26 protein-coding genes are annotated in these 24,586 nt (G+C 70.1%); 11 read left to right on the top strand and 15 right to left on the bottom strand.

The window, feature by feature from the left end; genetic code table 11:
* The first annotated feature begins 74 nt into the window (after positions 1-74).
* Positions 75-992 carry an SMP-30/gluconolactonase/LRE family protein gene (locus CVV72_RS20485; RefSeq protein WP_219145342.1) on the top strand — a complete coding sequence of 306 codons (918 nt, stop codon included), beginning with the start codon at positions 75-77 and terminating at the stop codon, positions 990-992.
* Here the strand turns inward: CVV72_RS20485 and CVV72_RS20480 are convergent.
* The gene (locus tag CVV72_RS20480; protein WP_219145341.1) at positions 984-1,454 is read right to left on the bottom strand and encodes a VOC family protein; all 471 of its coding nucleotides are present in this window, start codon (positions 1,452-1,454) and stop codon (positions 984-986) included. The genes CVV72_RS20485 and CVV72_RS20480 overlap by 9 nt on opposite strands.
* A 71-nt stretch (positions 1,455-1,525) precedes the next feature.
* Between CVV72_RS20480 and CVV72_RS20475 the strand changes: the two genes are divergently transcribed.
* Positions 1,526-2,482, top strand: coding sequence for a YafY family protein (locus CVV72_RS20475; protein ID WP_219154036.1), 957 nt, complete (start codon positions 1,526-1,528; stop codon positions 2,480-2,482).
* Positions 2,483-2,508: 26 nt separating this feature from the next.
* On the opposite strand, the gene CVV72_RS20470 is transcribed toward CVV72_RS20475, so the two are convergent.
* From CVV72_RS20470 to CVV72_RS20455, 4 genes are read right to left on the bottom strand one after another with little or no spacing between them, the layout of a single operon-like run.
* Entirely contained in the window at positions 2,509-3,336 is an 828-nt protein-coding gene (locus CVV72_RS20470) for an enoyl-CoA hydratase family protein (RefSeq protein WP_125681269.1), read from the bottom strand.
* Positions 3,333-4,025 carry an SDR family NAD(P)-dependent oxidoreductase gene (locus CVV72_RS20465; protein ID WP_219145340.1) on the bottom strand — a complete coding sequence of 231 codons (693 nt, stop codon included), beginning with the start codon at positions 4,023-4,025 and terminating at the stop codon, positions 3,333-3,335. The genes CVV72_RS20470 and CVV72_RS20465 overlap by 4 nt, the downstream gene beginning before the upstream one ends.
* Positions 4,022-5,524, bottom strand: coding sequence for a benzoate-CoA ligase family protein (locus tag CVV72_RS20460; protein WP_219145339.1), 1,503 nt, complete (start codon positions 5,522-5,524; stop codon positions 4,022-4,024). The genes CVV72_RS20465 and CVV72_RS20460 overlap by 4 nt, the downstream gene beginning before the upstream one ends.
* On the bottom strand, positions 5,521-6,246 hold the full coding sequence (locus tag CVV72_RS20455) for a creatininase family protein (RefSeq protein ID WP_219145338.1): 726 nt from the start codon (positions 6,244-6,246) through the stop codon (positions 5,521-5,523). The genes CVV72_RS20460 and CVV72_RS20455 overlap by 4 nt, the downstream gene beginning before the upstream one ends.
* 48 nt (positions 6,247-6,294) lie before the next feature.
* Here CVV72_RS20455 and CVV72_RS20450 point away from each other — a divergent pair, with 48 nt between their 5' ends.
* The 4 genes from CVV72_RS20450 to CVV72_RS20435 all read left to right on the top strand — a co-directional run bounded on the left by CVV72_RS20450 (position 6,295) and on the right by CVV72_RS20435 (position 10,408).
* Positions 6,295-7,116, top strand: a complete 822-nt coding sequence (locus tag CVV72_RS20450; RefSeq protein ID WP_219145337.1) for a PaaX family transcriptional regulator C-terminal domain-containing protein — start codon at positions 6,295-6,297, stop codon at positions 7,114-7,116.
* Positions 7,117-7,206: 90 nt separating this feature from the next.
* On the top strand, positions 7,207-7,989 hold the full coding sequence (locus CVV72_RS20445) for a tryptophan 2,3-dioxygenase (protein ID WP_034312798.1): 783 nt from the start codon (positions 7,207-7,209) through the stop codon (positions 7,987-7,989).
* Positions 7,986-9,179 (top strand): kynureninase, encoded by a 1,194-nt coding sequence (locus CVV72_RS20440; RefSeq protein WP_219145336.1) that lies wholly within the window; start codon positions 7,986-7,988, stop codon positions 9,177-9,179. The genes CVV72_RS20445 and CVV72_RS20440 overlap by 4 nt, the downstream gene beginning before the upstream one ends.
* A 158-nt stretch (positions 9,180-9,337) precedes the next feature.
* The gene (locus CVV72_RS20435; protein WP_219145335.1) at positions 9,338-10,408 is read left to right on the top strand and encodes a Glu/Leu/Phe/Val dehydrogenase; all 1,071 of its coding nucleotides are present in this window, start codon (positions 9,338-9,340) and stop codon (positions 10,406-10,408) included.
* Positions 10,409-10,622: 214 nt separating this feature from the next.
* Here the strand turns inward: CVV72_RS20435 and CVV72_RS20430 are convergent, their stop codons facing one another.
* Complete coding sequence (locus tag CVV72_RS20430) at positions 10,623-10,811, bottom strand: DUF5302 domain-containing protein (RefSeq protein ID WP_005162443.1); 189 nt, start codon at positions 10,809-10,811, stop codon at positions 10,623-10,625.
* Positions 10,812-10,885: 74 nt separating this feature from the next.
* The gene (locus CVV72_RS20425) at positions 10,886-11,851 is read right to left on the bottom strand and encodes a helix-turn-helix domain-containing protein (RefSeq protein WP_219145334.1); all 966 of its coding nucleotides are present in this window, start codon (positions 11,849-11,851) and stop codon (positions 10,886-10,888) included.
* A 97-nt stretch (positions 11,852-11,948) separates the two neighbouring features.
* On the opposite strand from CVV72_RS20425, the gene CVV72_RS20420 reads away from it, so the two are divergent.
* Entirely contained in the window at positions 11,949-13,424 is a 1,476-nt protein-coding gene (locus CVV72_RS20420) for a carotenoid oxygenase family protein (RefSeq protein WP_219145333.1), read from the top strand.
* Here the strand turns inward: CVV72_RS20420 and CVV72_RS20415 are convergent.
* Both CVV72_RS20415 and CVV72_RS20410 read right to left on the bottom strand, forming a co-directional pair.
* Positions 13,373-13,852: a hypothetical protein gene (locus tag CVV72_RS20415; RefSeq protein ID WP_219145332.1), complete on the bottom strand. Its 480-nt coding sequence runs from the start codon at positions 13,850-13,852 to the stop codon at positions 13,373-13,375. The genes CVV72_RS20420 and CVV72_RS20415 overlap by 52 nt on opposite strands.
* Positions 13,853-13,943: 91 nt before the next feature.
* On the bottom strand, positions 13,944-14,813 hold the full coding sequence (locus tag CVV72_RS20410; protein WP_219145331.1) for an alpha/beta fold hydrolase: 870 nt from the start codon (positions 14,811-14,813) through the stop codon (positions 13,944-13,946).
* Positions 14,814-14,874: 61 nt separating this feature from the next.
* On the opposite strand from CVV72_RS20410, the gene CVV72_RS20405 reads away from it, so the two are divergent.
* Complete coding sequence (locus CVV72_RS20405; RefSeq protein ID WP_219145330.1) at positions 14,875-15,612, top strand: TetR/AcrR family transcriptional regulator; 738 nt, start codon at positions 14,875-14,877, stop codon at positions 15,610-15,612.
* Positions 15,613-15,706: 94 nt separating this feature from the next.
* Here the strand turns inward: CVV72_RS20405 and CVV72_RS20400 are convergent, their stop codons facing one another.
* Both CVV72_RS20400 and CVV72_RS20395 read right to left on the bottom strand, forming a co-directional pair.
* On the bottom strand, positions 15,707-16,339 hold the full coding sequence (locus CVV72_RS20400) for a TetR/AcrR family transcriptional regulator (RefSeq protein WP_219145329.1): 633 nt from the start codon (positions 16,337-16,339) through the stop codon (positions 15,707-15,709).
* Between the two features lie 201 nt (positions 16,340-16,540).
* Positions 16,541-17,905: a HAMP domain-containing sensor histidine kinase gene (locus CVV72_RS20395; RefSeq protein ID WP_219145328.1), complete on the bottom strand. Its 1,365-nt coding sequence runs from the start codon at positions 17,903-17,905 to the stop codon at positions 16,541-16,543.
* A 77-nt stretch (positions 17,906-17,982) separates the two neighbouring features.
* On the opposite strand from CVV72_RS20395, the gene CVV72_RS20390 reads away from it, so the two are divergent.
* Genes CVV72_RS20390 through CVV72_RS20380 form a run of 3 tightly spaced genes read left to right on the top strand, consistent with a single transcriptional unit; the run spans position 17,983 to position 20,263 of the window.
* Complete coding sequence (locus CVV72_RS20390) at positions 17,983-18,495, top strand: lipoprotein ABC transporter ATP-binding protein (RefSeq protein WP_255632191.1); 513 nt, start codon at positions 17,983-17,985, stop codon at positions 18,493-18,495.
* Positions 18,492-19,151, top strand: a complete 660-nt coding sequence (locus tag CVV72_RS20385; RefSeq protein ID WP_219145327.1) for an ATP-binding cassette domain-containing protein — start codon at positions 18,492-18,494, stop codon at positions 19,149-19,151. Before CVV72_RS20390 ends, CVV72_RS20385 begins: the two co-directional genes overlap by 4 nt.
* Positions 19,148-20,263: an FtsX-like permease family protein gene (locus CVV72_RS20380; protein WP_219145326.1), complete on the top strand. Its 1,116-nt coding sequence runs from the start codon at positions 19,148-19,150 to the stop codon at positions 20,261-20,263. The genes CVV72_RS20385 and CVV72_RS20380 overlap by 4 nt, the downstream gene beginning before the upstream one ends.
* On the opposite strand, the gene CVV72_RS20375 is transcribed toward CVV72_RS20380, so the two are convergent.
* From CVV72_RS20375 to CVV72_RS20360, 4 genes are all read right to left on the bottom strand, one after another.
* On the bottom strand, positions 20,257-20,961 hold the full coding sequence (locus CVV72_RS20375) for a response regulator transcription factor (RefSeq protein WP_034312768.1): 705 nt from the start codon (positions 20,959-20,961) through the stop codon (positions 20,257-20,259). The genes CVV72_RS20380 and CVV72_RS20375 overlap by 7 nt on opposite strands.
* A gap of 76 nt (positions 20,962-21,037) precedes the next feature.
* Positions 21,038-22,510 (bottom strand): nitrilase-related carbon-nitrogen hydrolase, encoded by a 1,473-nt coding sequence (locus CVV72_RS20370; RefSeq protein ID WP_219145325.1) that lies wholly within the window; start codon positions 22,508-22,510, stop codon positions 21,038-21,040.
* Between the two features lie 69 nt (positions 22,511-22,579).
* Positions 22,580-23,386: a sugar phosphate isomerase/epimerase gene (locus CVV72_RS20365; protein WP_219145324.1), complete on the bottom strand. Its 807-nt coding sequence runs from the start codon at positions 23,384-23,386 to the stop codon at positions 22,580-22,582.
* Positions 23,386-24,537: a dihydrodipicolinate synthase family protein gene (locus CVV72_RS20360; RefSeq protein WP_219145323.1), complete on the bottom strand. Its 1,152-nt coding sequence runs from the start codon at positions 24,535-24,537 to the stop codon at positions 23,386-23,388. The genes CVV72_RS20365 and CVV72_RS20360 overlap by 1 nt, the downstream gene beginning before the upstream one ends.
* Between the last annotated feature and the right edge of the window lie 49 nt (positions 24,538-24,586).

Raw genomic sequence — 24,586 nt, 5'->3', positions numbered from 1 at the left:
CAACACCGCCAGCGGAAACCTGGATCCACCGACTCATGCACCGCATTCCGGTGCGCGACACTAGGAGACACGCGATGGCGTTCGGCGAGGTCACGGTCATCCCGGTCAACGGGCACGGTCCCGAGGACGTCGTGGTCGACGACCAGGGGCGGATCTACACCGGCGTCGACGACGGGCGGATCCTGCGCGTCACGCCGGACGGCAGGCGGATCGACGTCCTCGGCGACACCGGCGGGCGTCCGCTGGGGCTGGAGTTCTACGGCGAAGACCTCCTGATCTGCGACGCCAAGGCCGGTCTGCTCACCATGCCGCTCGCGGGCGGCCCCGTGACCACCCTGGCGACGTCGGCGGTGGGGCTCGACTTCGTGTTCTGCAACAACGCCGCCGTCGCGTCCGACGGCACGGTCTACTTCACCGACTCCTCGCGCCGCTTCGGCATCGAGAAATGGCGCGACGACCTGATCGAGCAGACCGGCGGCGGACGGCTCCTGCGGCGCACGCCGGACGGGAAGATCGAGCAACTCGCCGACGGTTTCCAGTTCGCCAACGGGGTCGCGCTGCCGCCCGACGAGTCCTATGTGGCCGTGGCCGAGACCGGCGCCTACCGGGTCGCGCGCGTGTGGCTCACCGGCGACAAGGCGGGCACGCGGGACTACCTCGTCGACGACCTGTGGGGATATCCCGACAACATCTCGACCGGCAGCGACGGGCTGATCTGGATCACCGTGGCGAGCCCGAAGGTGCCCGCGCTTTCCCTGGTGCAGAAGCTCCCCGCGCCCTTGCGGGCCGGAGTCCGGGCGTTGCCGACGGCCCTGCAGCCCGCACCCGCGCGGGAATGCGGGGTGCGCGGCGTGACTCCGGAAGGGAAACAGGTCCACGAACTACGCGGGGAGATCGACGGGTTCCATGTGCTCGTCGGCGTCCGCGAGCGGGCCGGGACCCTCTACTTCGGCTCGCTGGAGGACAACGCGATCGCCGTCACCTCAGTCTAGGCAGAATTCGTTGCCCTCCGGGTCGTTCATCACGATGAAGCCGAGGCTCAACGGTTCCTCGGGCTCGAAGCGCTTCACTCGCGTCGCGCCCAGGGCGACGAGCCGGTCGCATTCGGCTTCGAGCGCCGCCATGCGCTCGTCTCCCTGCAGCCCGGGAGCGGCGCGGAGGTCGAGGTGGACGCGGTTCTTCGCGATCTTGTCCTCCGGCACCTGCTGGAAGAAGATCCGTGGCCCTTCGCCGTCCGGGTCTTCGAGGGCCGACCTGGTGTTGCGCTGATCCTCGGGAACCCCGACCCGTTCGAGGAACTCGGCCCACGCGTCCAGCGGGTCCGTGCCCTCGGGCACCTCCACCCCGGGAGGGCCGGGGTGGACGTAGCCCAGGGCGTCGCGCCAGAAGGTCGAGAGGGCTTTCGGGTCGAGGGCGTCGAAGCTGACCTGGAATTCGCGGCTCTTGCGGTTCATGGGACCACTCTGACATGCCTAGCGGACAGAATCGGTCCGCTATCTCTGGCACAGTGTCCGACATGGGTGACATGGAGGACGAGCGCGGGACGACCGAGCGGGTGCTCACCCTGCTCGGCCTGTTGCAGCAGCGCGCCGTGTGGACCGGCCCGGAACTCGGCGAACGGCTCGGCGTCACCCCGCGCACGATCCGGCGTGACGTCGAGCGCCTGCGCGCGCTCGGATATCCGGTGCAGGCGAGCAACGGCGTCGGCGGCGGCTACCAGCTCGGGCCTGGCCACGACATGCCGCCACTGCTCCTGGACGACGAGGAGGCGATCGCCACCGCGGTGTCGCTGCTCGCCGGCGCGGGCAGCGGTGAGGCCACGCTCCGGGCGCTGACGAAACTCGACCGGGTGCTGCCGACCAGGCTGCGCCACGAGGTGAGCGCGCTGTCCGGTTCGGTGGTCGCCTTCGACGGCAGCCGCGCGCCGATCGACCCCGACGTACTCATGACCCTGGCCCGCGCTTGCCGCGACGAGGTCGAGGCGGGCTTCGCGTATCCGTCCTCCTCGGGACCCGCGGTGCGGCGAGTCGAGCCGTATCGGCTGGTGGCTTCCGGGCGACGCTGGTATCTGCTCGCCTACGACCTCGACCGCGACGACTGGCGCACCTTCCGCGTCGACCGGATGACCGAGGTTTCCGCGAGGTCATGGCGTTTCCGCCCGCGCCCGGCACCCGACGCGGCCGCCTACGTGCAGGAGAACATCGCCAGCCGGGTCTACCGGCATCAGGCGCGATTCCTGGTCCACGCGCCTGCCCCCGTCGTGCGTTCGCAGATCCCGGCGTCGGCGGCCGTCGTGCGGGAACGGGGCCGTTCTCGGTGCGAGGTGGTGAGCGGGGCCGGGGATCTCGACTTCCTGCTGATGCACGTGGTGGTGCTGGGGCACGCGTTCGAAGTGATCGAGCCTGCGGAGCTGGGGGAGCGGTGCCGGGTGCTGGCCGAACGCCTACTGGGCGCGGCCGGTCCTGCGCAAGTAGGTGACTAATTGCGGGGGCTTTCAGCGCAAAGAGTTCATCGCCCGGTCCACTGGGGCGAACGCCCTGCCGTCCAGGCCGCATAGAACTCCCCGTGATCCTTCGCCGTCATCAGCAAAGCCTGCGTGATCGCTTCCAGTTCGATGGAGCTACCCAGATCCATGTCCAGCTCCCGCGTCAGCAGCACCTTCGTCGTCCCATAGGCCAGAGCCGGGCCATCGGCCAAGCGCCGCGCCAAAGCGGAGGCCTCGGCAGCGAGCTCGGCGTCGGGAACCACCTTCGAAGCCAGGCCGATCGCCTCCGCGCGCGTCGCGTCGATCTTGTCGCCCAGCATCAGCAACTCGGTCGCCCGGCCCAGGCCCACGAGCCGCGGCAACAGGTACGCCGAGCCCATGTCCGCGCCGGCCAAGCCGACCTTCGTGAACAGGAAGGCGAACTTCGCCGAAGACGCCAGCAGGCGGAAGTCGCTCGCCAGTGCGATCACCGAACCCGCGCCCGCCGCGATGCCGTTCACCGCGGCGATCACCGGGATGGGGCACTCCCGCAGCGCCTTCACCACCGCGCCGGTCATCCGCGTGAACTCCAGCAGTTCGGCGGACTCCATTTTCTGCAACTCGCCGATGATCTCTTCGACGTCGCCGCCGGAGCAGAAGCCGCGCCCCCGGCCGGTGACGACCAGCACTCGGACGTCGCCGCGGTGCGGCAACTCGGCCAGCAGGTCGCGCAGGTCCGCGTAGACGTCGAAGGTGAGCGCGTTCAGTTTTTCGGGGCGGTCCAAGGTGACCGTGGCGACGCCGTCGTCCACGGTGAACTCGAAGTGCTCCCAGTCCGTCGTGATCGGCGGCGTGGCGCGGAACGGGCTCATGACTGGATCCCACCTCCATCGAGGACGAGTGTCTGTCCGTTGATCGCGGCCGCTTCGGGCGCCGCGAAGAAGGCCACCGCGTGGGCGACCTCGTCGGGTTCGAGCAGGCGGCCGAGCGGCGACGCGGCGGCGAGTGCGGCTTCGGCGTCGGCTTCGTCGCGGCCGGTCCGTTCCTGGATGCGGGCCACGGAGGCGGCCGTCATGTCCGTGCGCACGAAGGCCGGGCAGACGGCGTTCGCGGTGACACCGGTGCCCGCCAGTTCCGCGGCGGTGGCCCGCATCAGGCCGACGGCGGCGTGCTTCGACGCGGTGTACCCGGCCGTGTAGCGGTAGCCGATATGCGACGCCGTCGAGGCGACGGTGACGATCCGGCCGGTGTCGCGCGACCGCATCCCGGGCAGCACCGCCCGCGTGCACAGGAAAGCACCGGTCGCGTTGACCTCGAACTGCGTGCGCCACTGCTCCAGCGACGTCTTCGCCAGCGGCGCGCTCGCCGAGATCCCGGCGTTGTTCACCAGCACGTCCACCGGGCCGAGGCGGTCGAAGTACCGCGCGACGGCGTCTTCGTCGGTGACGTCGCACTCGGCCCGGCCGGGCGCGTGCACCTTGTCGCCGGCGGCCCGGAACCGGGCGGCGATGGCCGCGCCGATCCCGCGGGTCCCGCCGGTGACGACGACGATCCTGCTCACTCCGCCTCCACCCGGCGCAACGCGCGCCGATCGAGTTTTCCGTTGGCCGTGCGGGGGAGTTCGGTCACGAACACCACCTCGCGCGGGTATTTGTGTTTCGCCAGATGTGTCCGCGCGTGGTCTCGCAGCTCCTCGGCCGTGGCGGAAGCACCCTCCGCCAGGACGACACACGCCCGCGGGACGACGAGTCCGTCGACCGTCACCCCCAGCACCGCGCAGTCGACGACCGCGGGATGACCGATGAGACAGTCTTCGATCTCGCTCGGCGCGACGAACACACCGGACACCTTCAGCAGATCATCGGCGCGGCCGTGGTGGTGGAAGTAGCCATCGGCGTCGCGGCTGAACAGGTCGCCCGTGCGCAGGGTGTCGCCGTGGAACGTCCGCGCGGTCTTCTCCGCATCGCCGTGGTACTCGCGCGCGATGGTCGGGCCGGTCACCTCCAAGGTGCCGATCTCCCCATCCGGCAAGGGATCGCCGCGTTCGTCGAGAACGCGAGCGGTGTAGCCGGGTACCTCGCGGCCGAGGCTGCCGACCCGCTGCGCGCCGGGAACGTTGGACAGATAGATGTGATACGCCTCCGACGAGCCGATCCCGTCGATCACCGGGACACCGAACAGGTTGTCCCATTTGCGATGCAGCTCCGACGGCAACGCCTCGCCCGCCGACGTCGCCAGCCGGAGCGAGCTCATGTCCACAGAGGACGCTTCCGGATGGGCGATCATCGCGCTCATCATGGTCGGCACGTTGACCAGGATCGTCGGCCGGTAGCGCTCGATCAGGGAGAACAGCAGGTCGGCGGTGCTGCGCTGAGGGAACACGATCCCGGACGCGCCGACGCCGAACGGGAACAACGCGGTCAGGTCGCGCGCGTAGCCGAAGAACAGTTTCGGCACGGCCAGCACGCGGTCGTCTTCGCGGAGTCCCAGCACGCCGAGCGCGTACCGGTCGAAGCTCTCCAGCGCGCTGCGCGCCGGGTGCACGCAGGCCTTGGGCGCACCGGTGCTGCCGGTGGTGAACTTCCAGATCGCGACGTCGTCCAGCGTGGTCGGCGCGGCCTCCAGCTCGGCGGACGCCGATGCGGCCAGCGAATCGAACGAGTGCTCGCCGGGCTCCAGCGCGACCTCGCCGACGACCAGCAGATTTCGCGCCCCGGCCGCCCGCAGCGCGGGCAACGTCGAGCCGTCGGCGATGACGACGACGGCCTCGGTGTAGTCCAGGTAGTACGCGTAGTCCTTGGGCTGGAGGAAGGAATAGACCTCGGCGGTGACCGCGCCGATCTTCTGCGCCGCATACCAGACGGCCACGAACTCGACACCGTCGTTCAGCGCCAGCAGGACCCGCTGTCCACTTCGGACACCCAGCTCGCGCAGCACGTTCCCGGCCCGGTTCACCCGAGCCGTCAAATCCGCGTAGGTGACTTCCTCGTCGCCGCACAGCAACGCCGTCCGTTCGCCGGGCAGGCGGTCGACGAAATGGGTCGCCAGATTGAAGGTCATACGAGTTCTCGGATCGCTTCGACCAGGATGTCGGTGAGCACCGAGAAGGTCTTCTCGCCTTCCTCCGCGGTCGCCTGGGCGGGGGATCCGCAGTAGGCCTCGGTCATCCCGGCCGAGCCGAAGTCGGTGATGGTGGTGCGCGCCAGGTCGACGTGGACCGGCGGAAGGTCGCGCTGGACGGCGGCGTCGACGAGGTCCGGCCGGTCGGCGAGCACCAGCGACGTCTCGTACTGCCCGGCGTGGCATTCGCCGGAACGGAACTCGTCGGTGAGCCGTTCGGCGTACCGGCGGCGGACCAGGTCGACGAAGCCGACGCCCGGCGTCTCGGCCACGCGCCGCAGCACCGCCAGATGCGCCGGTTCGAAATGGTTGTTGACCAGCAGGATCCGGGTGAGTCCCTGCTCGGTGAGCGCGCCGCAGATCTCGGTCAGCAGCGCGTACAGGGTCTCCTCGCCGATCGAGACGCCACCCGCGAACCCGGCGGCGAGCCGCGTCACCCCGTACGGCACCTCGGGCAGGATCACCACCCGGATACCGGGATCGCCGGCCAGCCGCGCGGCGGCGCGCTCGCACATCCCGCGGGAGATCAGGGGATCGGTGCCCAGCGGCGCGTGCGGTCCATGCGGCTCGACGGCGCCCACCGGCAGCAGCAGCACGGGAACGCGCTCGTCGGACGCGAGCGCGGCGACCTGTGGTGAGCTCAACTCCGCGAAGTACGTCACCCGAGTCAAGCTACACCGCAGCGGCCTGAGGTGTATAGAGTTGCTCGCATGCCCGAATCGGCCGCGCCCCACGGCGACCCAGGTCCCCAGGAACTGGTGATGACGCTGCTCGGCACCTACGTGTCGCCGCGCGAGAGCCGTCGTGTCTGGTCCGGCGGCCTGGTTGGCGTGCTCGCCGGGCTCGGCTTCTCCGACGGCGCCGCGCGGATCGCGCTGGCCAGGCTCGCCCGTCGCGACCTGCTCGCGCGACACAAGGCGGGCAGGCTCGTCCACTACTCGCTGACCCGTCGCACGATCGCGCTCCTGGAGGACGGTGACCGCCGGATCTTCTCGCTCGGCAGGCGCGAACGCGAGGTCGGGGAGTGGACCGTGCTGTGGCAGAGCATCCCGGAGAGCCGGCGGCAGGCCAGGGAGCGGCTGGTGCGCCGCCTGCGGTTCCTCGGTTTCGGGCCCGTCCAGGACGGCACCTGGATCGCCCCGCACGACCGTGAGGCCGAGGTGCTCGCCCTGCTGGCCGAACTGGACGTCTCCGAACACGCAGGGCTGATGCTCGGGAAACCGTCGGCCGGGCTCGACGTCCGGCGCTTCGCCGCGAGGGCGTGGAACCTCGACGGTCTCGCCGCGCGTTACGACGCGTTCGTCCGGGATTTCGGCGAATGTTCAGGCGACCTGCCTGACGCCGAGGCGTTCCGGGTCCGAACCTGGCTGACGCATACGTTCCGCGCCTTCCCGTCCCTCGATCCGGAGCTCCCGGTCGGCCTGGTGCCCGCTCCGCCGAGCCGGGCGGCCGCGGTCGACCTGTTCCACGAGCTCTACCACGCGCTGGCCCCGGCGGCGCAACGCCATTTCGACGAGGTGACGGAAAAATGAAAGGTGACCGGAAGAGGCTCTTGATCTTTTCGGGGTCGCGCCCTGGTGGCGCGATCACGGTCGGCGCGATATCGATGGAGTGACAGAAAAATGAACGACACTCAGGCCGCATTGAGTTACACGTCCTACCTTTCGCTGGACGAATTGCTGGACGCCCAGCATCCGCGGTCCGACGAGCACGATGAATTGCTCTTCATCGTGATCCACCAAGTGTATGAACTTTGGTTCAAACAAGTTCTCCACGAGGCGCTTTACCTGCAGGAGCAACTCGAAGCGGGTAACACCGCTCACGCCGTCCGCACACTGAGGCGAATCCTGACTATCTTCAAGGTGGTGGTCGCGCAGATCGATGTGCTCGAGACGATGACTCCGAGCCAGTTCACCAGTTTCCGTGCGCGACTCGACGCTTCGAGCGGGTTCCAGTCGGCTCAGTTCCGCGTCCTGGAGGCCGTCCTCGGCCGCCGGGACGAGCGGGTGTTCGCGCACTACCCCGAAGGCGGTGACCAGCGTGCCCAGATCGCGGACGCGATGTCACGGCCGTCGCTCTTCGACTCCTTCGTCACCTACCTCGCGGTGAAGGGGTACGACGTCCCGACCGGGCGCGATGTCACCAAGCCACTCGAACCCTCTCCGGCGCTCCAAGAAATTCTGTTGCGGGTCTACCGCGACGACACCGGGCCGTCCGTCGTGGCGGAGCACCTGGTCGATCTGGACGAAGGGATGCAGGAGTGGCGGTATCGGCACGTGAAGATGGTCGAGCGGACCATTGGAGACAAGACCGGGACGGGGGGTTCGTCGGGAGCGCACTATCTGCGTACGACGCTTTTCTCCCCGATGTTCCCGGATCTCTGGGCTGTGCGGAGCAGGCTTTGACGAACCTCGACGAACTTCGACGCGACCCCAACGCGCTCGCGGCGCACTACACGGAATTCGGTGTGGCGGACCGGATGCTGTTCACCGGGCACTCGCACCAGGCCTGGCCGGACGTCGCGCGCGAAGGCCTTCTCGAAGCCTTCGCCGATGCTGCCGAGGAGGTCGACACCAAGTGGGCCAGGGCCTTCGCCAAGGCGGACGAGCTGCGGGCCGGCTTCCGGGCGCTGCTCGGTGACCCGCACGGCGACATCGCGCTCGGCGCCAGCACGCACGATCTGGTGATCCGGTTCCTCTCGGCGATGGACCTGCCGCGCCGTCCGCGGCTGGTCACCACCGACGGCGAGTTCCACACGCTCCGCCGTCAGCTGGGCAGGCTGGCCGAGGAAGGGGTCGAGGTGGTCCGCGTCCCCGCGGCGCCGGTCGCCACGCTGGCCGAACGCGTCGCGGCCGAGGTCACCGAAGACACCGCCGCCGTGCTCGTCTCGGCGGTGCTGTTCGAGACCTCCCGCCTCGTGCCGGGTCTCGCGCATCTCGCCGACGTCTGCCTTTCGAAGTCGGTGAACCTCGTCGTCGACGCCTACCACGCGCTCGGCGTCGTCCCGTTCTCGCTGCACGACCTCGGGCTCACCAACGCCTGGGTCCTCGGCGGCGGCTACAAGTACCTCCAGCTCGGCGAGGGCAACTGCTTCCTGCGGATGCCGGCGCACGCACAGGAACTGCGGCCGGTCGTCACCGGCTGGTACGCCGAGTTCGGCGCGCTCGCGGACGAGCGCCGACCCGACCAGATCGCCTACGCCTCCGGATCGGACCGGTTCGCCGGAGCGACCTACGACCCGACGAGCCACTACCGGGGCGCCCGCGTCTTCAGGTTCTTCGCCGAGCACGGGCTCACGCCCGAGTTCCTGCGGGAGGTGTCGCGGCACCAGGTGGGCCACCTCGCCGAGGGCTTCGACCGGCTGGGGCTGCCCGAGGACGTCGTCACCCGTGACCGGGAGACGCCGCTGGACCGCATCGGCGGGTTCCTTTCGCTGAAGTGCGCCGACGCCGGCGCGCTGCAGGCCGCCCTCGACGAACGCGGCGTCCGGACCGACAGCCGCGGCGCGTATCTGAGGTTCGGGCCCGCGCCTTATCTGTCCGACCGGCAGCTCGACTCCGCGCTCCGCGTCCTCAAAGAGGTCGTCGACGGCTGAGACGGCCCGCCCCGGCTTGGCGAACGGACCGGGGCGATCTAGGTTTGCGATGTGGCACCGTCGCCGCCGGACGACCTTCGTCGGGGACTGTGCCTTGTTGCAGGAACTTCGCACGTGAGCCACAAGCAGCGTGCACTCCAGGACAAGGAGTCACCACAGTGACCGAAGTGTTCGGCCAGGGAACCGGCCATGAACAGGTCGTCTTCTGCCAGGACCAGGCCACCGGCCTGAAGGCCATCATCGGGATCTACTCGACGGCGCTCGGACCGTCGCTGGGCGGGACCCGTTTCTACCCCTACGAATCCGAAGACGCGGCCCTCGCGGACGTCCTCGCGCTGTCGAAGGGGATGGCCTACAAGAACGCGCTCGCCGGGCTCGACCTCGGCGGCGGCAAGGCCGTCATCATCGGCGACCCCCAGAAGCACAAGACCGAAGCGCTGCTTCGCGCCTTCGGCCGGTTCGTCCAGTCGCTGGGCGGCCGCTACATCACCGCCTGCGACGTGGGCACCTACGTGCAGGACATGGACATCGTCGCCCGCGAATCGGAGTTCGTCACGGGCCGCTCGCCGGAGAACGGCGGCGCCGGGGACTCCTCGGTGCTCACCGCTTTCGGTACCTACCAGGGCATGCGGGCCTCCGCGGACGCCGTCTGGGGCGTCCCCGACCTCGCGGGCCGCAAGGTCGGCGTCGCCGGGGTCGGCAAGGTCGGGCACATCCTCGTCGGGCATCTGATCGAGGCGGGCGCGCAGGTGGTCATCACCGACGTCTCGCCCGCGGCGATCGAGCGCACCCGGGCTGCGTACCCCGGTGTCGAGGTCGTCGAAGACCTCGACACGCTGATCCGCACCGAGCTCGACGTCTTCGCGCCGTGCGCGCTGGGCGGGGTGCTCACCGACGAGACCGTCGGCGAGCTCCGGTCCAAGATCGTCTGCGGCGCGGCCAACAACCAGCTCGCGCACCCGGGCGTCGGCAAGCAGCTCGACGACCGCGGCATCCTCTTCGCGCCGGACTACCTGGTCAACGCCGGTGGCGTGATCCAGGTCGACGACGAGCGGCGCGGCTTCGACTTCGCGCGCGCCAAGCGCAAGACGACGGCCATCTTCGACACCACCAAGGAGGTGTTCGCGCTGGCCAAGGCCGACGGCGTGCCGCCGGCGACGGCGGCCGACCGGCTGGCCGAGCGCCGGATGACCGAGGTCGGCGGACTGCGGTCGATCCTGACGGTGTAGCCGCTTCCACCCCCCGAACGCTATGAACGGGCCGTTCCTTGCAAATTTTGCAAGGAACGGCCCGTTCATAGCACGCCGGGTGCGGAGCTGCGTAGCTCCCGGAGCGGCGCCGACCTGCGAAGCCGAGGTTGCGAAAGCCACTTCCGGGACACCAGATGTCCCGAAAGTGGCTTTCGCGTCATGTCCGTCCGGCAGGCGCCAGAAGCGCGCGGACTCAGCCGCTCTTGCGACGGAAGGTGCGCTTGTTCGCCGCCGGACCGTGCGCGTGCAGGTTCTTCCCGCCGCCGTTCTCGTGGGCCGAGCCCGAGCGGGCCTGGGCCTGCTTGCGCTCCAGGGCCTCGCGGAACTTGCGCTTGGTGTCGTCCTCTTCGCCATCCGCGGGGGACGGTGCGGGTTCAGTCATTCTTACCTCCGAGGTGACGACATGTGACGTTCTCACCCTGTCAGGAACCGACCGGCTTGGCGAGTCGATTTACGTCACCTGGGCGGCGCGGGCAGCCGGACCGGGCCGCCGAACCGGACCCGGTTCCGCAGCAGCGGCCGCCGGCAGTGGTCGCACAGCAGGATCGGCTTCAGCCGGTTGCCGCAGTCCACGTGGTCGAGCGTGATGTCCAGTTCCTGTCCCGGGACCTCGAAACCCCGTGACCACTCGGCGATGAAGGCCAGCGCGGGGAAGAACGCGAGCCCCTTCGCCGTCAGCCGGTAGTCGTGCGCGTCGGTGCGGGTCTTCGCGGCTCCGGTCCGCAGCACGCCGACTTCCACGAGCTTCGACAGCCGTCCCGAAAGCACGCTCGGCCCGATGCCGAGTTCGCGTTCGAACTCCGAGAAGTGCCGTGCCCCGAGCAGGGCGCTCACCACGAGCCCGGTCGACCATCGGTCGCCGAGGAGTTCCATGGTGTCCGGGAAGAACATCAGCGGGTCGCCCGCGAGGGATTCGGCGTCCTTGCGACGGAAGCGTTTCGAAGCCGTCGCCTCGACGACGCCGGTGTCGTCGAGCCGTCGTGCGCGGACGTCGCGGACGTCGACCCGCCGTTCGCAGGAGGCGCAGCCGAGCGGCGCCGAGGTGGCCAGTTCGCAGTCGAGGTGGATCAGCGTCGGCAGCACGGCACGCCGTCCCTCGACCCATTCCCGTTCCCAGGCCCAGATCGAGATCAGCAGCGGCCACAGTTCGAGGCCGCGTTCGGTGAGCCGGTACTCGTGGCGCGTCCGGCGCGCGTCGCGGTACGGCGTGCGGACGAGCATGCCCGCGTCGACCATCGCGCGCAGCCGCCCGGACAGCGCGGTGGGGGAGATGCCGAGCCGCAGCCGGAGTTCCTCGTAGCGGCGGAAGCGCAGGAAGAGGCTCTGCAGGATCAGCAAGGTCCACTGGTCGCCGAGCAGTTCGAGCGCGTGGCGCAGTGGATCGCCCGCCGGCCGGACGCGCCGCGCCGTCGCCTCTGTCACGTGGTTCCTTCCGCGGGTGGGGGCGTTGTCAGCGTACTACTGACTACAGCAGTAGAAGCCTATTGACACCTGACTACAGCAATCGTAGTGTCTCGGCATGGCCAGTACCTCCGAGCACCCGGTGCTGGTGGCGGCCGCCACCGGCGAATCCGAGGTCAACCCGTACCTGATGGGCGTCTACGCCCCGGCGGGGGAAGAGATCGACGCGAGCGATCTCGAGGTGGTCGGCGAGATCCCCGCGGACCTGAACGGCGTGTACCTGCGCAACGGGCCGAACCCGCGATTCGTGCCGGAGGGGCGCTACCACTGGTTCGACGGCGACGGCATGATCCACGCCGTCCACCTGGAGAACGGCAAGGCCCGATACCGCAACCGCTGGATCCGCACCAAGGCCTTCGAGGCCGAATCCGCGGCGGGCAAGGCGCTCTGGAAGGGCGTCATGGAGTCGCCCGAAGGCAACCCGTTCGGCAACGCACACGGCGTGAACGTCAAGGACAGCGCCAACACCGACCTGATCTTCCATCGCGGCAAGGTGCTCTCCACCTGGTACCTGTGCGGCACGCCGTACGCGGTCGACCCGCTGTCGCTGGAGACGCTGGGCGCGGAGGACTTCCTCGGCACACTGGTCGGCGACATGATGGCCCATCCGAAGGTCGACGAGCGCACCGGCGAGATGTTCTGGTTCGACTACGGGCCGCGGCCGCCGTACCTGCGTTACGGCGTGATCAGCGCGGACGGCAAGGTCGCGAGCACGACCGACATCGAACTCCCCGGCCCGCGCCTGCCGCACGACATGGCGATCACCGAGAACTACGCCGTCCTGATGGACCTGCCGCTGGTCCAGGACATGGAGGCGGCGCGCAGCGGACGGCACAAGCTGCTGTTCGACCGTTCACTGCCGAGCCGGTTCGGGGTGCTTCCTCGCTACGGTGTCGGTAGCCAGATCCGCTGGTTCGAGGCCAGCCCGTGCTACATCTACCACGTCGTCAATTCCTGGGAACAGGGCGAGGAAATCGTCCTCGACGTCTGCCGTGTCCAGCGTCCGGAGCCGCGAGCCGAAGCCAGCTCCACACTCGCCAAGATGCTGTCGTACCTGCGGCTGGACGCTTCGCTGCACCGCTACCGGTTCAACCTGCGGACCGGGCAGTGCCTGGAGAACCAGCTCGACGACGACAACACCGAATTTCCGTCCGTCGACTCGAGGGTGGTCGGCGGCCGGAATCGCTTCTCCTACGCGGTGCACATCTCGCCGGAGTCGACGCTCAAGTTCGACGGCCTGGTGCGCTACGACAATCGTGCCGGCGCCAAGACCGAACACCGGTTCGGTCCGGGCCGGTGGGGCAGTGAGGCGCCGTTCGCACCCCGCGACGGCGCGGCCGCCGATTCCGACGACGGCTATCTGGTGACCTTCGTCCAGGACGAGCGTGAGGGGCGCTCGGAGCTGGACGTCTTCGACGCCGCCGATCTCGCTGCCGGACCCGTGGCCAGGGTCCTGTTGCCCCAGCGTGTCCCGCTCGGTTTTCACGCGACCTGGGTCCGGGCGGACCAGCTGGAATCTTCCCGTAGCCGATGATCCCCTTCGTGCCCGCCCACCGGAGGGGTGTGGGCAGGCGCAGGGCCGGAAAGCCGCGTCCGAGTCGCCCCTTCCAGGGGGTGGGGCGACTCGGACGCGGCGGCTTCCACGGAACGCCGTACCGCTCCGGCGAGTGAGCCGATCGCGGTCGCGGCGGCGAACACGACGGCGGCGACGCCGGTCTCGGCGGTGAACTGGAGCGCGCCCAGTGTTCCAACGGTGAATCCCGCATGGACACCCCAGGCGATCACCGCTGTCCCGGCTGTCGCGGTCGCGCTCGTCACCACGCCGGTGAGGAGCACGACCAAACCCAAGGCCAGCAAGGAAAAGACGTGATGTCGCGCCGAACCGAGGAGCCCGGCCGCCGACGCCGCGGCGACGACGGCGGCACAGCCGAACGGGAAGCCGAAACACTCGGTTCTCCTCATCCGTCCAGGGAACACCGCGTCACCGGACGTGTCGCGGGCGTGAACGGCTTCCCTACGCCTCCGCCGGGATTTTTGACGGGATTCTGACCCTTCAGGCCTTCCGCGCGTGCGCGGCGATCGCGTCGGCGATCGCGGGCCACAGCTGCCGCGGCAGTTCGTGCCCCATCCCGGGGAACAGCAGCAGTTCGGCGTCCGGGATCGCTTCCGCGGTCGCCTTCCCGCCGCTGACGTTGATCAACGGATCGCTTTCGCCGTGGATGACGAGCGTCGGGACCCGGACCTCGCGCAGTTTCGCCGTGCGGTCACCCGAAGCGACGATGGCGGCGGCCTGCCGCAACGCTCCCGCGGGGTGATTCGCGCGGTCGTGGTTCCGGGTGGCCTTCATCCGCAGGAATTCCTCGTCGGACGGGTGACCGGGCGAACCGACGAGCTTGAACCAGGCGACCCCGTCTTCGATCGCCTGCTCCCGGGTGGCGGCCGGTGGCCGCGTCAGCGCGGCGAGCGCGGCGGGCTCGGGATGCCCCACCGAGGGATCCCCGGTGGTCGACATGATCGACGTGAGGCTGAGCAGCCGCTCCGGCGAGTCGATCGCGAGCTGCTGCACGATCATCCCGCCCATCGACGCGCCGACGACGTGCGCGCGGCCGAACCCGAGCGCGTCGAACAGCCCGGTGACGTCGGCGGCGAGATCGGACAGCAGGTACGGCGCGGAGGTCTTGTCGCCCGCGGCGAGCGCGGCCAGATCCGGCGCGGGGAGATCGTCCAGATAGGACGAAAGGCCGACGTCGCGGTTGTCGAACCGGACGACGTGGAACCCGCCGCCGGCGAGCAGCTCGCAGAAGCCGATCTCCCACGTCACCATCTGGGCGCCGAGGCCCATCACCAGTACCAGCGGCGGATCCGCGGGGGAGCCGAAGGTGTCGTACTCGAGTTCGAGGCCGTTCACACGCGCGCGGGGCATGGCACGATCCTGCCGGACGCCCCCGCCGTCCGACCAGCCGAAGGCGGATACGGTAGCCCGCATGCCGACTTTCCCCGAAGACGCGGGTCCCCGCCCCAGGTCCCGCGCGGCTTCCGGACGGCCGGCCGTCACCAGGGACCGGATCGTCGACGCCGCGCTGGAGCTGTCGGCGGAGTCGGGCCTGGAGAACTGGACGCTGCGGCAGCTCGCGGCGGCCGTCGACGCCTACCCCGCGGTCGTCTACCACCACGTGGGCGACCGGGACACCGTCGTCGTCGCGGTGCTGGACCGGGTCGTCGGCGAGCTGACCCTGCCCGACGAAACCCTGCCGTGGCGGGAGTGGTTCGACGAGTTCCTGCCGACCGTGCGGAAAGTGCTGCGCCGTTATCCCGGTTCGGCGCGGCGGCTGGCCCTGTTCGGGCCGTCGGTCGCCGCCGCCGTGCCGACCATGAACGCCGGCATCGGCCGCCTGCTCGCGGCGGGTTTCGGTACCGAGTCGCCGTTCGCCTACAACCTGCTGCTCGCCACCGCCTGCCAGTTCGTCGCGATGGAGGACGACCGCGAGAGCGCGATGGCGCTCCAGCTCGACCGCAGCGAGGGCTACGCCGCGTACCGCACGCGCGAGGACTTGCCGGGGATGGCGGCGCTGGGCGAGTCGGTTTCGGCGCTGGTCGCGGACCCCGATCTCGCGGCCGGCTACTACGAGCGTCTCTACGCTTACGCCGTGCAGCGCTGCCTCGACGGGCTGGAACTCAGGCTCACCCAGTTGAACGCTTTGGGAAGTTTGACAGAGCCGTGACAGGGAATCGGCGTAGTGTGGAGGAATACCGGTGCTCGTCACCGGTCCCGAAGCCCCTGGCACCCACCTCCCCCTCGAGGTGCCGGGGGCTTCTCTAGGCGCGCGGGGCGGCCCGCTGGATCTCGGGAAAGACCTCGCCGACCAGCGTGACCAGAGACTTGCTGAGCAACGTGTGCACCTGAGCGCGATCGAGCGAGCCGCGTACGAGCCATTCGCGGCCCGCCGCCTTGACCATCCCGCCGAACGCGCGGACCAGCGCGTTCAGCTCCTGCCCGTGTTCGCTCTCACGGGAGAGCCCGACCGCTTCGAGCACCCGGTCCGCCGATTCGCGATCGGCCTCCTCCAGGATCCGTTCGACTTCGAGGTCGCGGCCGATGCCCTCCGGCGCGATCGCGGCCAGCCACATCTTCTCCTGGCTGGTGACCATGTCCAGGAACCAGTCGATGGCGACGTCGGCACGCAGTTCGAGCGGCCCGTCCGGCAGGATCTCGACGGCGAGCCGGGGCACGGTCAGCGCGCGCCGGATGATCTCCAGGTAGAGCTCGCGTTTCGTGCCGAAGTAGTGGTTGATCAGACCCCTGGCGACGCCCGCCTCCGCCGCGATGTCCGAAGTGGACACTTCCGAGTACGGGCGGTCCGCGAAAAGGCGGGCCGCGCAGGCGAAGATCTGCTCCTTGCGTTCGTCCGGTTCCAGTCTCCGCCATCTCGGCGCCGGCTCGGTGGTCATGCGGTCAATCTTCCCACGATCGATTCAGCGGGGCCGGACAGCGGCCGAATCGGTGTGACAGGAAAAAGCAAAGTGTCAGTTAATCCGGCGTGTACCGTCTGTTGGCCCGCTGGTCTTTACCGTCTTCATTCAGGTGGCATGCCGTGCGCGCTGTCGGGGCGCGTTTGCCTCCTACCGGCCCGGCCTGGCGAGTAACCCCCCCTAGCTCGCCAGGCCCGGGCCTTCTTCTTGCGGGGTGGGACGTTCGGCGGGCAGAAGCAGCGTGAACGTCGTCGGCGACGGGCTGGTCAGCCGCAGCCGCCCGCCCTCCGCCTCGGCAAGGCTTCGCGCCAGCCGCAACCCGATCCCGTTGCCTTCGTGGTCCTCGGTCCGGTCGGCGGTCGCGAACGGATCGCGGCCGTCCGGGATGGCGCCCTCGTCGCTCACGTCGATGGCGAGCGCGTCCCCGGCGTCGCGCGCGAGGACGGAGACCGTGCCGCGGCCATGGGTCGCCGCGTTGTCCAGCAGCACGGCGAGCACCTGCCGCACCGCCGCGTCCGCCGCCCGCGCCGGCAGGGCCTCGCGTCCGCTGATCCGCAGCGCCCGGCCGTGCCCGGCGAGCAGCCCGTGCCAGGTCTGCCGGACCTCTTCGAAGAGTTTGCCCAGGTCGAGCAGCGCTCGCGGGGCCCTGGTCTGCTTGGCCAGCGCCAGCAGATCGTCGATGGTGCGTTCCAGGCGGTCGGCCGACGCGATGCCGTCGCGGATCGTCGCGTAGGGGTCGCGGTCGGGGCTCTCCAGCGCCGCCTCGAGTTGCAGGCGCAGTCCGGTCAGCGGCGTCCGCAGCTGGTGGGAGGCGTCGGAGGAGAAGGTCCGCTCGCGTTCCAGCGTCTCGCCGATCCGCTCGGACGTGACGTCGAGCGCTTCGGCGACCTGATCGATCTCGCGGACCCCCGTCCGGCGGGCGCGCACGGTGAAGTCACCCTCGCCGAGGCGTTCGGCGGTGGCGGCCAGATCCTCCAGCGGCCGCGCCAGCCGGGTCGCGATCCGGCGCCCGATCAGCCAGCTGGCCCCGATCGCGACCCCGGCGAGCACGATCATCTTGATCCAGGTCAGCCGGATCTGGGCGTCCAGTTCGGACCGGGGGTGGGCGGCGCGGACCACGCCGACCAGCGACTGCCCGCTGAGCACGGGGACGGCCAGGACGACCTCGTCGTCGCGGGTCCCGGTCGCCATGTCGGTGTAGTGCGCTTCGCGGACGTAGCGGTCTTCACTGGCCGGGCCGTTGCCTGCCAGGAGCCTGCCGGTCGGGGTGTAGACCGCGACCCTGATCCCGCGGATGCGGTCCTTGTCCGGTTTGACCGGCCGGAGTTCCGGGACCCGGCCGTTGGCGAGATCGCCGGTCACGTCGAGCACGACGGTGTCGGCGACCCGTTCGAGGTCGTGGGTCGAGTTGCCCTCGTGGAACCTGGCGACCGCGACGGCCAGCGGCGCCCCGAACAGCGTGATCGCCAGCACCGCGGCCAGCACGGTGAGAGTGACGATCCGGCGGCGCACGGACAGAGTGTGGCCGACGAGCGCGAGGATCACCCACCCGACGCGATATTTTGCCGTCCGTTGACCTGAGATCAAGGCGATGTTGACCCCGTTCGCCTTACCTTGGGGCCATGCGCCGACGTGCCGCCGTCATGGCAGGCCCGGGGCCCGGATCCGTCCCCCTCGTCCGGTTCGCCGTCCCGGGCGAGTGTGTGGCCGTGCTGCCCGCCGGAAGCGGCGACGCCCCCGCCGGCGCTCCCGGTGTCGGCGTGCTGCTCAGACGCGGCAACCTCTTCGATCACCTCACCGTCGCGCGGAACGTCGTGCTGGCGGGACGGCTGGCCGGCCGCTCCCTCCGCGCCGCGGACGACCTGCTCGAACTGGTCGGGCTGGCCGGCCGCGGAGACGACTATCCGCACACGCTGTCGGCGCTGGAAAGCGCGCGCGCCGGAGTCGCCGTCGTACTGGCCGGAGCCCCCGAGACGGTCCTCGCCGACGAACCCGCCGGTGAACTCGACGGACTCGCCGCACTCGAACTCATGGATCTGCTGTGCGCCGTCGCGGCCCGCGGGACGGCCGTGGTCGTGGCGACCCGCGACCCCGAGATCGCGGCGGCCGCGCACCGGATCGTGAGAGTGGCGTGACGGCACCACTGGTCCGCGCCGACGAGCTGGCGCACACCTATGGTTCCGGGCTGACCGCCGTGGTCGCCGTGCACGGCGTGACCTGCGAGATCTGCGCGGAGACCCGCGCGGTGGTGACCGGCAGGGCCGGTGCCGGGAAGACGACGCTGCTGCATCTGCTCGCCGGGATGAAGAAACCGACGGCGGGCACCGTCGTCTGGCCCGCCTTCGAGCCGTCGCCGCCGGGCCCCGACCTGATCGGGTTGATGCTGCAGGACGGCGGGCTGCTGCGCGATCTCGACGTCCGGCTCAACGTCGCCCTGCCGCTGGTGCTCGCCGGCCGGACCGGCACGGCGGTCCGCGACGCCGTCGACGGCGCGCTGGAGCTGGTGGGCCTGGCCGGTTTCGCCAAGAAGGCGCCCCGCGACCTGACCGGTGAGCAGATCCGGCTCGCCGTCCTGGCCAGGGCGCTCGCGCCCGCGCCGAAACTGATCCTCGCCGACGACCCGGCGGGCTGGCTCGACCAGCGTGAGGGGCAACGGCTCCTCGGCAGGCTCCTGGGAGCCGCGGACCAGCTGGGCGCCGGACTGCTGGTGGCCACGGCAGAAGAGGCCCCGGACGGGCTGTTCGGCGAACGTTGGGCGATGGTCGACGGGAAGCTGGTGCGGGACCGGTGATCGCGGCGATGGCGTTGTGGGTCGGCGGGATCGCGCGCGTGCGCCCCGCCAGGCTCGGTGTCCCCGCGGCCGGGGTCGCGATCGTGACCACACTGCTCGCGGTGCACGACTGGACCGGGAGCCTGGCACCGCGATGGGTGCCCGCGATGGTGCTCGTGGTGCTGCTGAGCACCCCCTCGGCGCGGGTGCTGCGGGCGGATCAGGACCTGCTGCGGGCCCGCGGCGCCACCGGCGGGCAGGTACTCGGCCTGGCCGCCGCCGAAGCCGGTACGGCGGGCCTGGCGGGCGGCGTGGCCGGGGTCGCCCTGTCTCTGGCCTGTGGCTTCTCGACCGGCTCCGGGGTCTCGCTGGTCCGGGAAATCGTTCTCTTGCTGCTCGCCGGGACGCTCGTCGCGGCACTCGCCATCCTGCCTCCGGTACTGCGCGAGTGGTATTTCGTCCCGAGCGACGAAGGTCCGCCCTGGTGGTCGCCGTACGGCCTCGACGTCATCCTGCTCGCGCTCGCCTTCGTCTGGCCGTTGTTCGGCTGGGCCGGCGGCACGATGCTGCTGTGGCGATTGGTGGAGCTGGGGCTGCGGAAGGGAAAGCGGGTGATCGGCGGCCTGCTCCGCCCGCTCGTCTCAGGACTGGCGGGTGTGCTCGCGCTGTCCATTTCGTGGCGGAGCGCGCTTCTGGCGCGGTCCGTGGTGCTGGTCGCGCTGGCGGTGGCCTACGCCATCTCGACCGCCTTCACCAAGGACGGCTGCGGCGAGGCCAAGGTGGATCTGATCGCGTCGCTGATCCTCGCGGCCGCCGCGGCGGGGCCCTCGTTCGGGGCGGCGCTCAACGAACGCAGGCGAGACCTGCTGATCGTGAGCACGCTCGGCGGCAAACGCCGCCAGGTGGCGGCGTTCATCGCGGGTGACGCGCTGGTCGTCGGGGCCGGGGGCCTGATCGCAGGGCACGTGCTCGGGGTGCTGTTCGTCGCCCTCACGGGCATGGAGCGAGTGCCTTCGCCGCACGGGTACTTCGGGTTGCTGGCGGCGGTGGTGATCGTGTCGTGCGTGGCGGCGTCGGCGCGGATCGCGCAGCTGGCCGCCCGGGACGAGGTCTCCGACCTGCGCGACTACTGACTTTCGAAAGGCTGCTCGAGGCGGTAGCCGTGGCCGCGCAGCGTCGAGATCCTCGGCGCCTGCTCGGGGGTAGGCGCCGACTCGGTCAGCTTCCGGCGCAGCGCGGCGATGTGGACGTCGAGGGTCTTCGTCGAGCCGTACCAGTGCGCGTCCCACACCTCCGACATCAGCGTGTCCCGGCTGACCGCGACGCCCGGCTGCTCGGCCAACCGGGCGAGCAGGTCGAACTCCTTGGCCCGCAACGAGATCTCCCGCCCGCCGACGCTGACCCGCCGTCCGGCGGTGTCCACCCGCAGATGGCCGATGGCGATCGCGGGCCTGCTCTCCGGCGGAGCCGTCCCCCGCCGCAGATGCGCCCGGACCCTGGCGAGCAGTTCGCCGAGCCGGATGGGTTTGGTGAGGTAGTCGTCGGCGCCGGCCTCCAGGCCGACGACGACGTCCATCTCCTCCTGCCGCGCGGTCAGGATGACCAGGACGGCGCCGGGAAGCTCCGCCCGCAGCCGACGGCAGACCTCGACCCCGTCCAGATCCGGCAGGCCGAGGTCGAGCAGGACGAAGTCGATGCCGCCGTCCGCCGCGGCCGCGAGCGCGGTGCGGCCGTCGCGCTGCCAGGAAACCTCGTAGCCGTGCAGGCGGAGGGTCGATTCGAGGACACCGCCGATCGCGTCGTCGTCTTCCACCACGAGCAGTTTCGGCATGCGGGGGAGCTTAACCGTTGAACACTGTTCTTTTCGGGTATGACGTTAGGAACACCACCTCTTCCGTAACGGGGTGCTAACGTTTCCTTCGATATGTCCATAAAGGACAGAGCGCGGCCGCGGCGAGGCACAGCCAGGCGAACACGTCGCCGACACGGCTGTACACGGTCTGTGTTCTCGGCTGTACCGGCAGATCGGCGACGAGCGTCTGCTGATCCGTGCGGTAGTAGTCGGCGTGCCCGAGCACGCGGCCCTGGCCGTCCACGGCCGTGGAATTCCCGTGGGTGGAGTGCCGGGAGAGGGAGTAACCGTTTTCCACCGCGCGGAAGCCCGCCTTTTCGGCGTGCAGGGAGCCGAAACCCGGCCAGTCGTTGGCGGGGACGAGCATCAGTGCCGTCCCCTTGTCCGCGGCTTGGCGCATCAGGCCGGGGAAATCGGCGTCGTAACAGATCACCGCCGCGAGCCGCCCGTACGGTGAATCCGCGGTGGGGACGTTCCCCGGGCCGGGGGTCATCGGTTCCATCGGCGTCGGATGTGTCTTGTCGTAGGTCCACAGCACCTCGCCGGACGGTCCGACGAGCACGACCACGTTGCGGATATAGGGAGCCTGCGACGTGTAGAGCGCGTACGCGACCCCCACGTGGATACCGGCCTGTCTCGCTTCGTCGCCGACCCGCTTCAGCAGCGCAGCCTGATCACGTTCCAGGACGCGAGCATGGGTTTCCGGCCAGAGCACGATCTTCGCGCCCGCCGACGCCTGCTGCCTGGTCCGCGTCACGAGATCGTCGGTGACCGGCGCGAACGCCGCGCCGACCGCGACCGGATCGGCCGCGCCGACTTCCTGTGCCCGCCAATACTTCACCCCGATGCGCTCCAGTGCGCCGGAACTCGACCGGTCGGCCTCGGACGACGGGCTGATCCCCGCGATCCGCACGGTCTCCGTCGTGGGAGCGTCGAACAGCAACCGCGCGCCACCGGCGGCGAACACCACGCCGAGCAGGCAAACGTGGACGAGGACCGTGCGCTTGACCGGCTGCCATCCTTCCGCCCAGACGGTGTTGGCCACCGACGCGAACCACGCGAGGACGAAGGTGAGGCCGTAGACGCCGGTCACGGACGCCGTCTGGAGCAGCGGCAGGTTCGTGGCCTGGGTGCTGCCGAGCGCGCCGAAGTCACCGAAACCGGTGATCACCGTGAACAGGTATTCGCCCGCGACGAGCGTCACGGGGAACACCAGCGTCCTCAACGGCCCGGCGCGTCCGGTGAGCAGCCGATCGGCAAGGAACGCCGTCGTCTGAAGCACCGCGAGCGAAGTGAACGCGAGCAGCGCGGAGAGCACGAACAGCAGGCCGGTGACCCCGAGCCAGAACAGCTGTCCGGCCAGGAGGGACAGGCCCACCATCAGGATCGCGCGCCGAAGGGGGACCAGGCGGGCGTAGCGGAGTAGGAAGACCGGGAACACCCAGGCCGCGAGCGGAACGTTCCAGTCGGTGTGGACGGCGAGCAGGAGCAACGCTGTGCCCAGCCACCAGAGCAGCCGTGGTTTCATACCGCGAACGGTAGGAAACCACGGCCGCCCGGACAGCCGACCTTGGGCAGCGAGGGACCCTTACTTTCGTCAGGAAACGTGGTCCCGGTAGGCCTGGACGGTCTCCGCGAGCACCTCGCCACCGGGGCGGCGCCAAAGGTCGGCGTCGAACACCTCGACCTCGATCGGCCCGGTGTAGCCGGCGGCCTCGACACACGCCTTCAGATGCCGGTGGTCGATCGGGCCGTCACCGGGCAGCGCCCGGCCGAGCAGGGTGTCGGTCAGCGGCACCTTCTGGTCGCAGACGTGGAATCCGGCGATCCGGCCCGCCGCCGCGGCGATCGACTCCTCGATCCGCGGATCCCACCACACGTGGAACTCGTCGACGATCACGCCGACCTGATCGGCCGGATGCTCCCGCGCGATCGCCAGCGCCTGGTCCACTGTGGACAGGACCGACCGTTCGGCGCACTGCATGGGGTGCAGCGGTTCCAGGCCGAGGCGGACCCCGCGCTCACCGGCGTACGGCGCCAGCTCGCCGACCGCGTCCGCGACCCGCTGCCTCGACGAAGCCAGGTCGCCGTTCACCCCGCCGACGACCAGGACGAGGACGTCGGCGCCCAGCGTGGCGGCTTCGTCGATCGCCTCCCTTGTCCGCGCGATACCGTCCACAGGGGACCCTTCCGGGGTGATCCCGGTGAAGAAACCACCACGGCACAACGACGACACGCCGACGTTGTACTCCTTGAGCAACCGGGCGGTCTCCTCGACACCGGTCTCGGCGACCTTGTCCCGCCACAGGCCGATCCAGCGGACGCCCGCTTCGGCGCAGCCCGCCACGGCTTCCGGCAGCGACCACGCCTTGGTGGTGATCTGGTTCAGGCTCAACCGGTCCATCACGCCACCCCCGCCGCGGCCAGCAGCGGCCGCATCCGCGCGACGGCGAGATCCGGGTCGGTGAGCGCGCCCGCGGCGTCCGCCAGGCGCAGCAGCTCGGCCAGATGCGTGATCGAGCGGGCCGACTCGCGGCCGGCGACCATGCGGAAGTGGTCCTGGTGCCCGTTGAGATAGGCGAGGAAGACGACGCCGGTCTTGTAGTTCCTGGTGGGTGCCCGGAAAATGGCCCGGCTGAGCGCCACCGTCGGGTCCAGCAGGCCGTGGAAACCGTCTTTGTCGCCTTCGTCGAGGCGGGCGAGCGCGGCGCCGGCGACCTGTGCGACAGCGTCGAAGATGCCCAGAAGCGCCTCGCTGTGGCCCTGATCGTCCCCGGCGATGAGCTCCGGGTAGTTGAAGTCGTCGCCGGTGTAGCACCTGACGCCTTCGGGCAGCGCGCGACGGAACTCGGTCTCGATCGACGCGTCGAGCACCGAAACCTTGACCCCGGCGATCACGCCGGCGTGCTCGGCGCAGAGCCTGCCCAGTTCCTTCGCGGCCGCGCGGACGTCGCCGTGGCCCCAATAGCCGGCCAGCGCCGGATCGAATTGCTCGCCCAACCAGTGCAGCAGGACCGGGCGGTCCGCACCGGAGAGCAGCTTCCCGTACGCGGCGTGGTAATCCGCCGGCCCGGAAGCCGACGCGGCCAGCGCCCGGCTGGCCATCACGACCGGGATCGCACCGGCTTCGCCGACCAGATCCAGCTGTTCCCGCCAGGCGTCCACAATGGACCCTGCGGTCGCTTCGCCGCCGGGCAGCTGATCGGTGCCGACACCGGCCACCCACGGCCGTCCGGCGGCGAGTGCCCCGGTGTGCCGGATGAGGTCCTTGGTGGTGCCCCAGTCCAACCCCATCCCGCGCTGCGCGGTGTCCATCGCTTCGGCGACGCCGAGACCACAGGACCACAGGTGCTCGCGGAAGGCGAGCGTGGTGTCCCAGTCCAGCACCGCACCTTCTTCGGGGTCGGCGGGGGCGAGCGGGTCGGCGACCACGTGCGCGGCCGCGTAGGCGATCCGGGAGGTCGGCGGTGACGCCGGTTTCGCGGGCGTTGCCGCCCCTCGGGGCGTCCACTCCGCCAGTCCGCCGTCGGCGGTGGGCAGGGCGATCAAGGTCATCGGGTCTCCGTGGCGCGGGGGTGAGAAAGCGCTTTCTCGGGCCACGGTA

The sequence above is a fragment of the Amycolatopsis sp. TNS106 genome, assembly GCF_019330265.1.
GTDB classification, from domain to species: domain Bacteria; phylum Actinomycetota; class Actinomycetes; order Mycobacteriales; family Pseudonocardiaceae; genus Amycolatopsis; species Amycolatopsis lurida.
The sequence above is the reverse complement of the archived record's forward strand: the minus strand, read 5'-3'. Positions and strand labels throughout refer to the sequence as shown.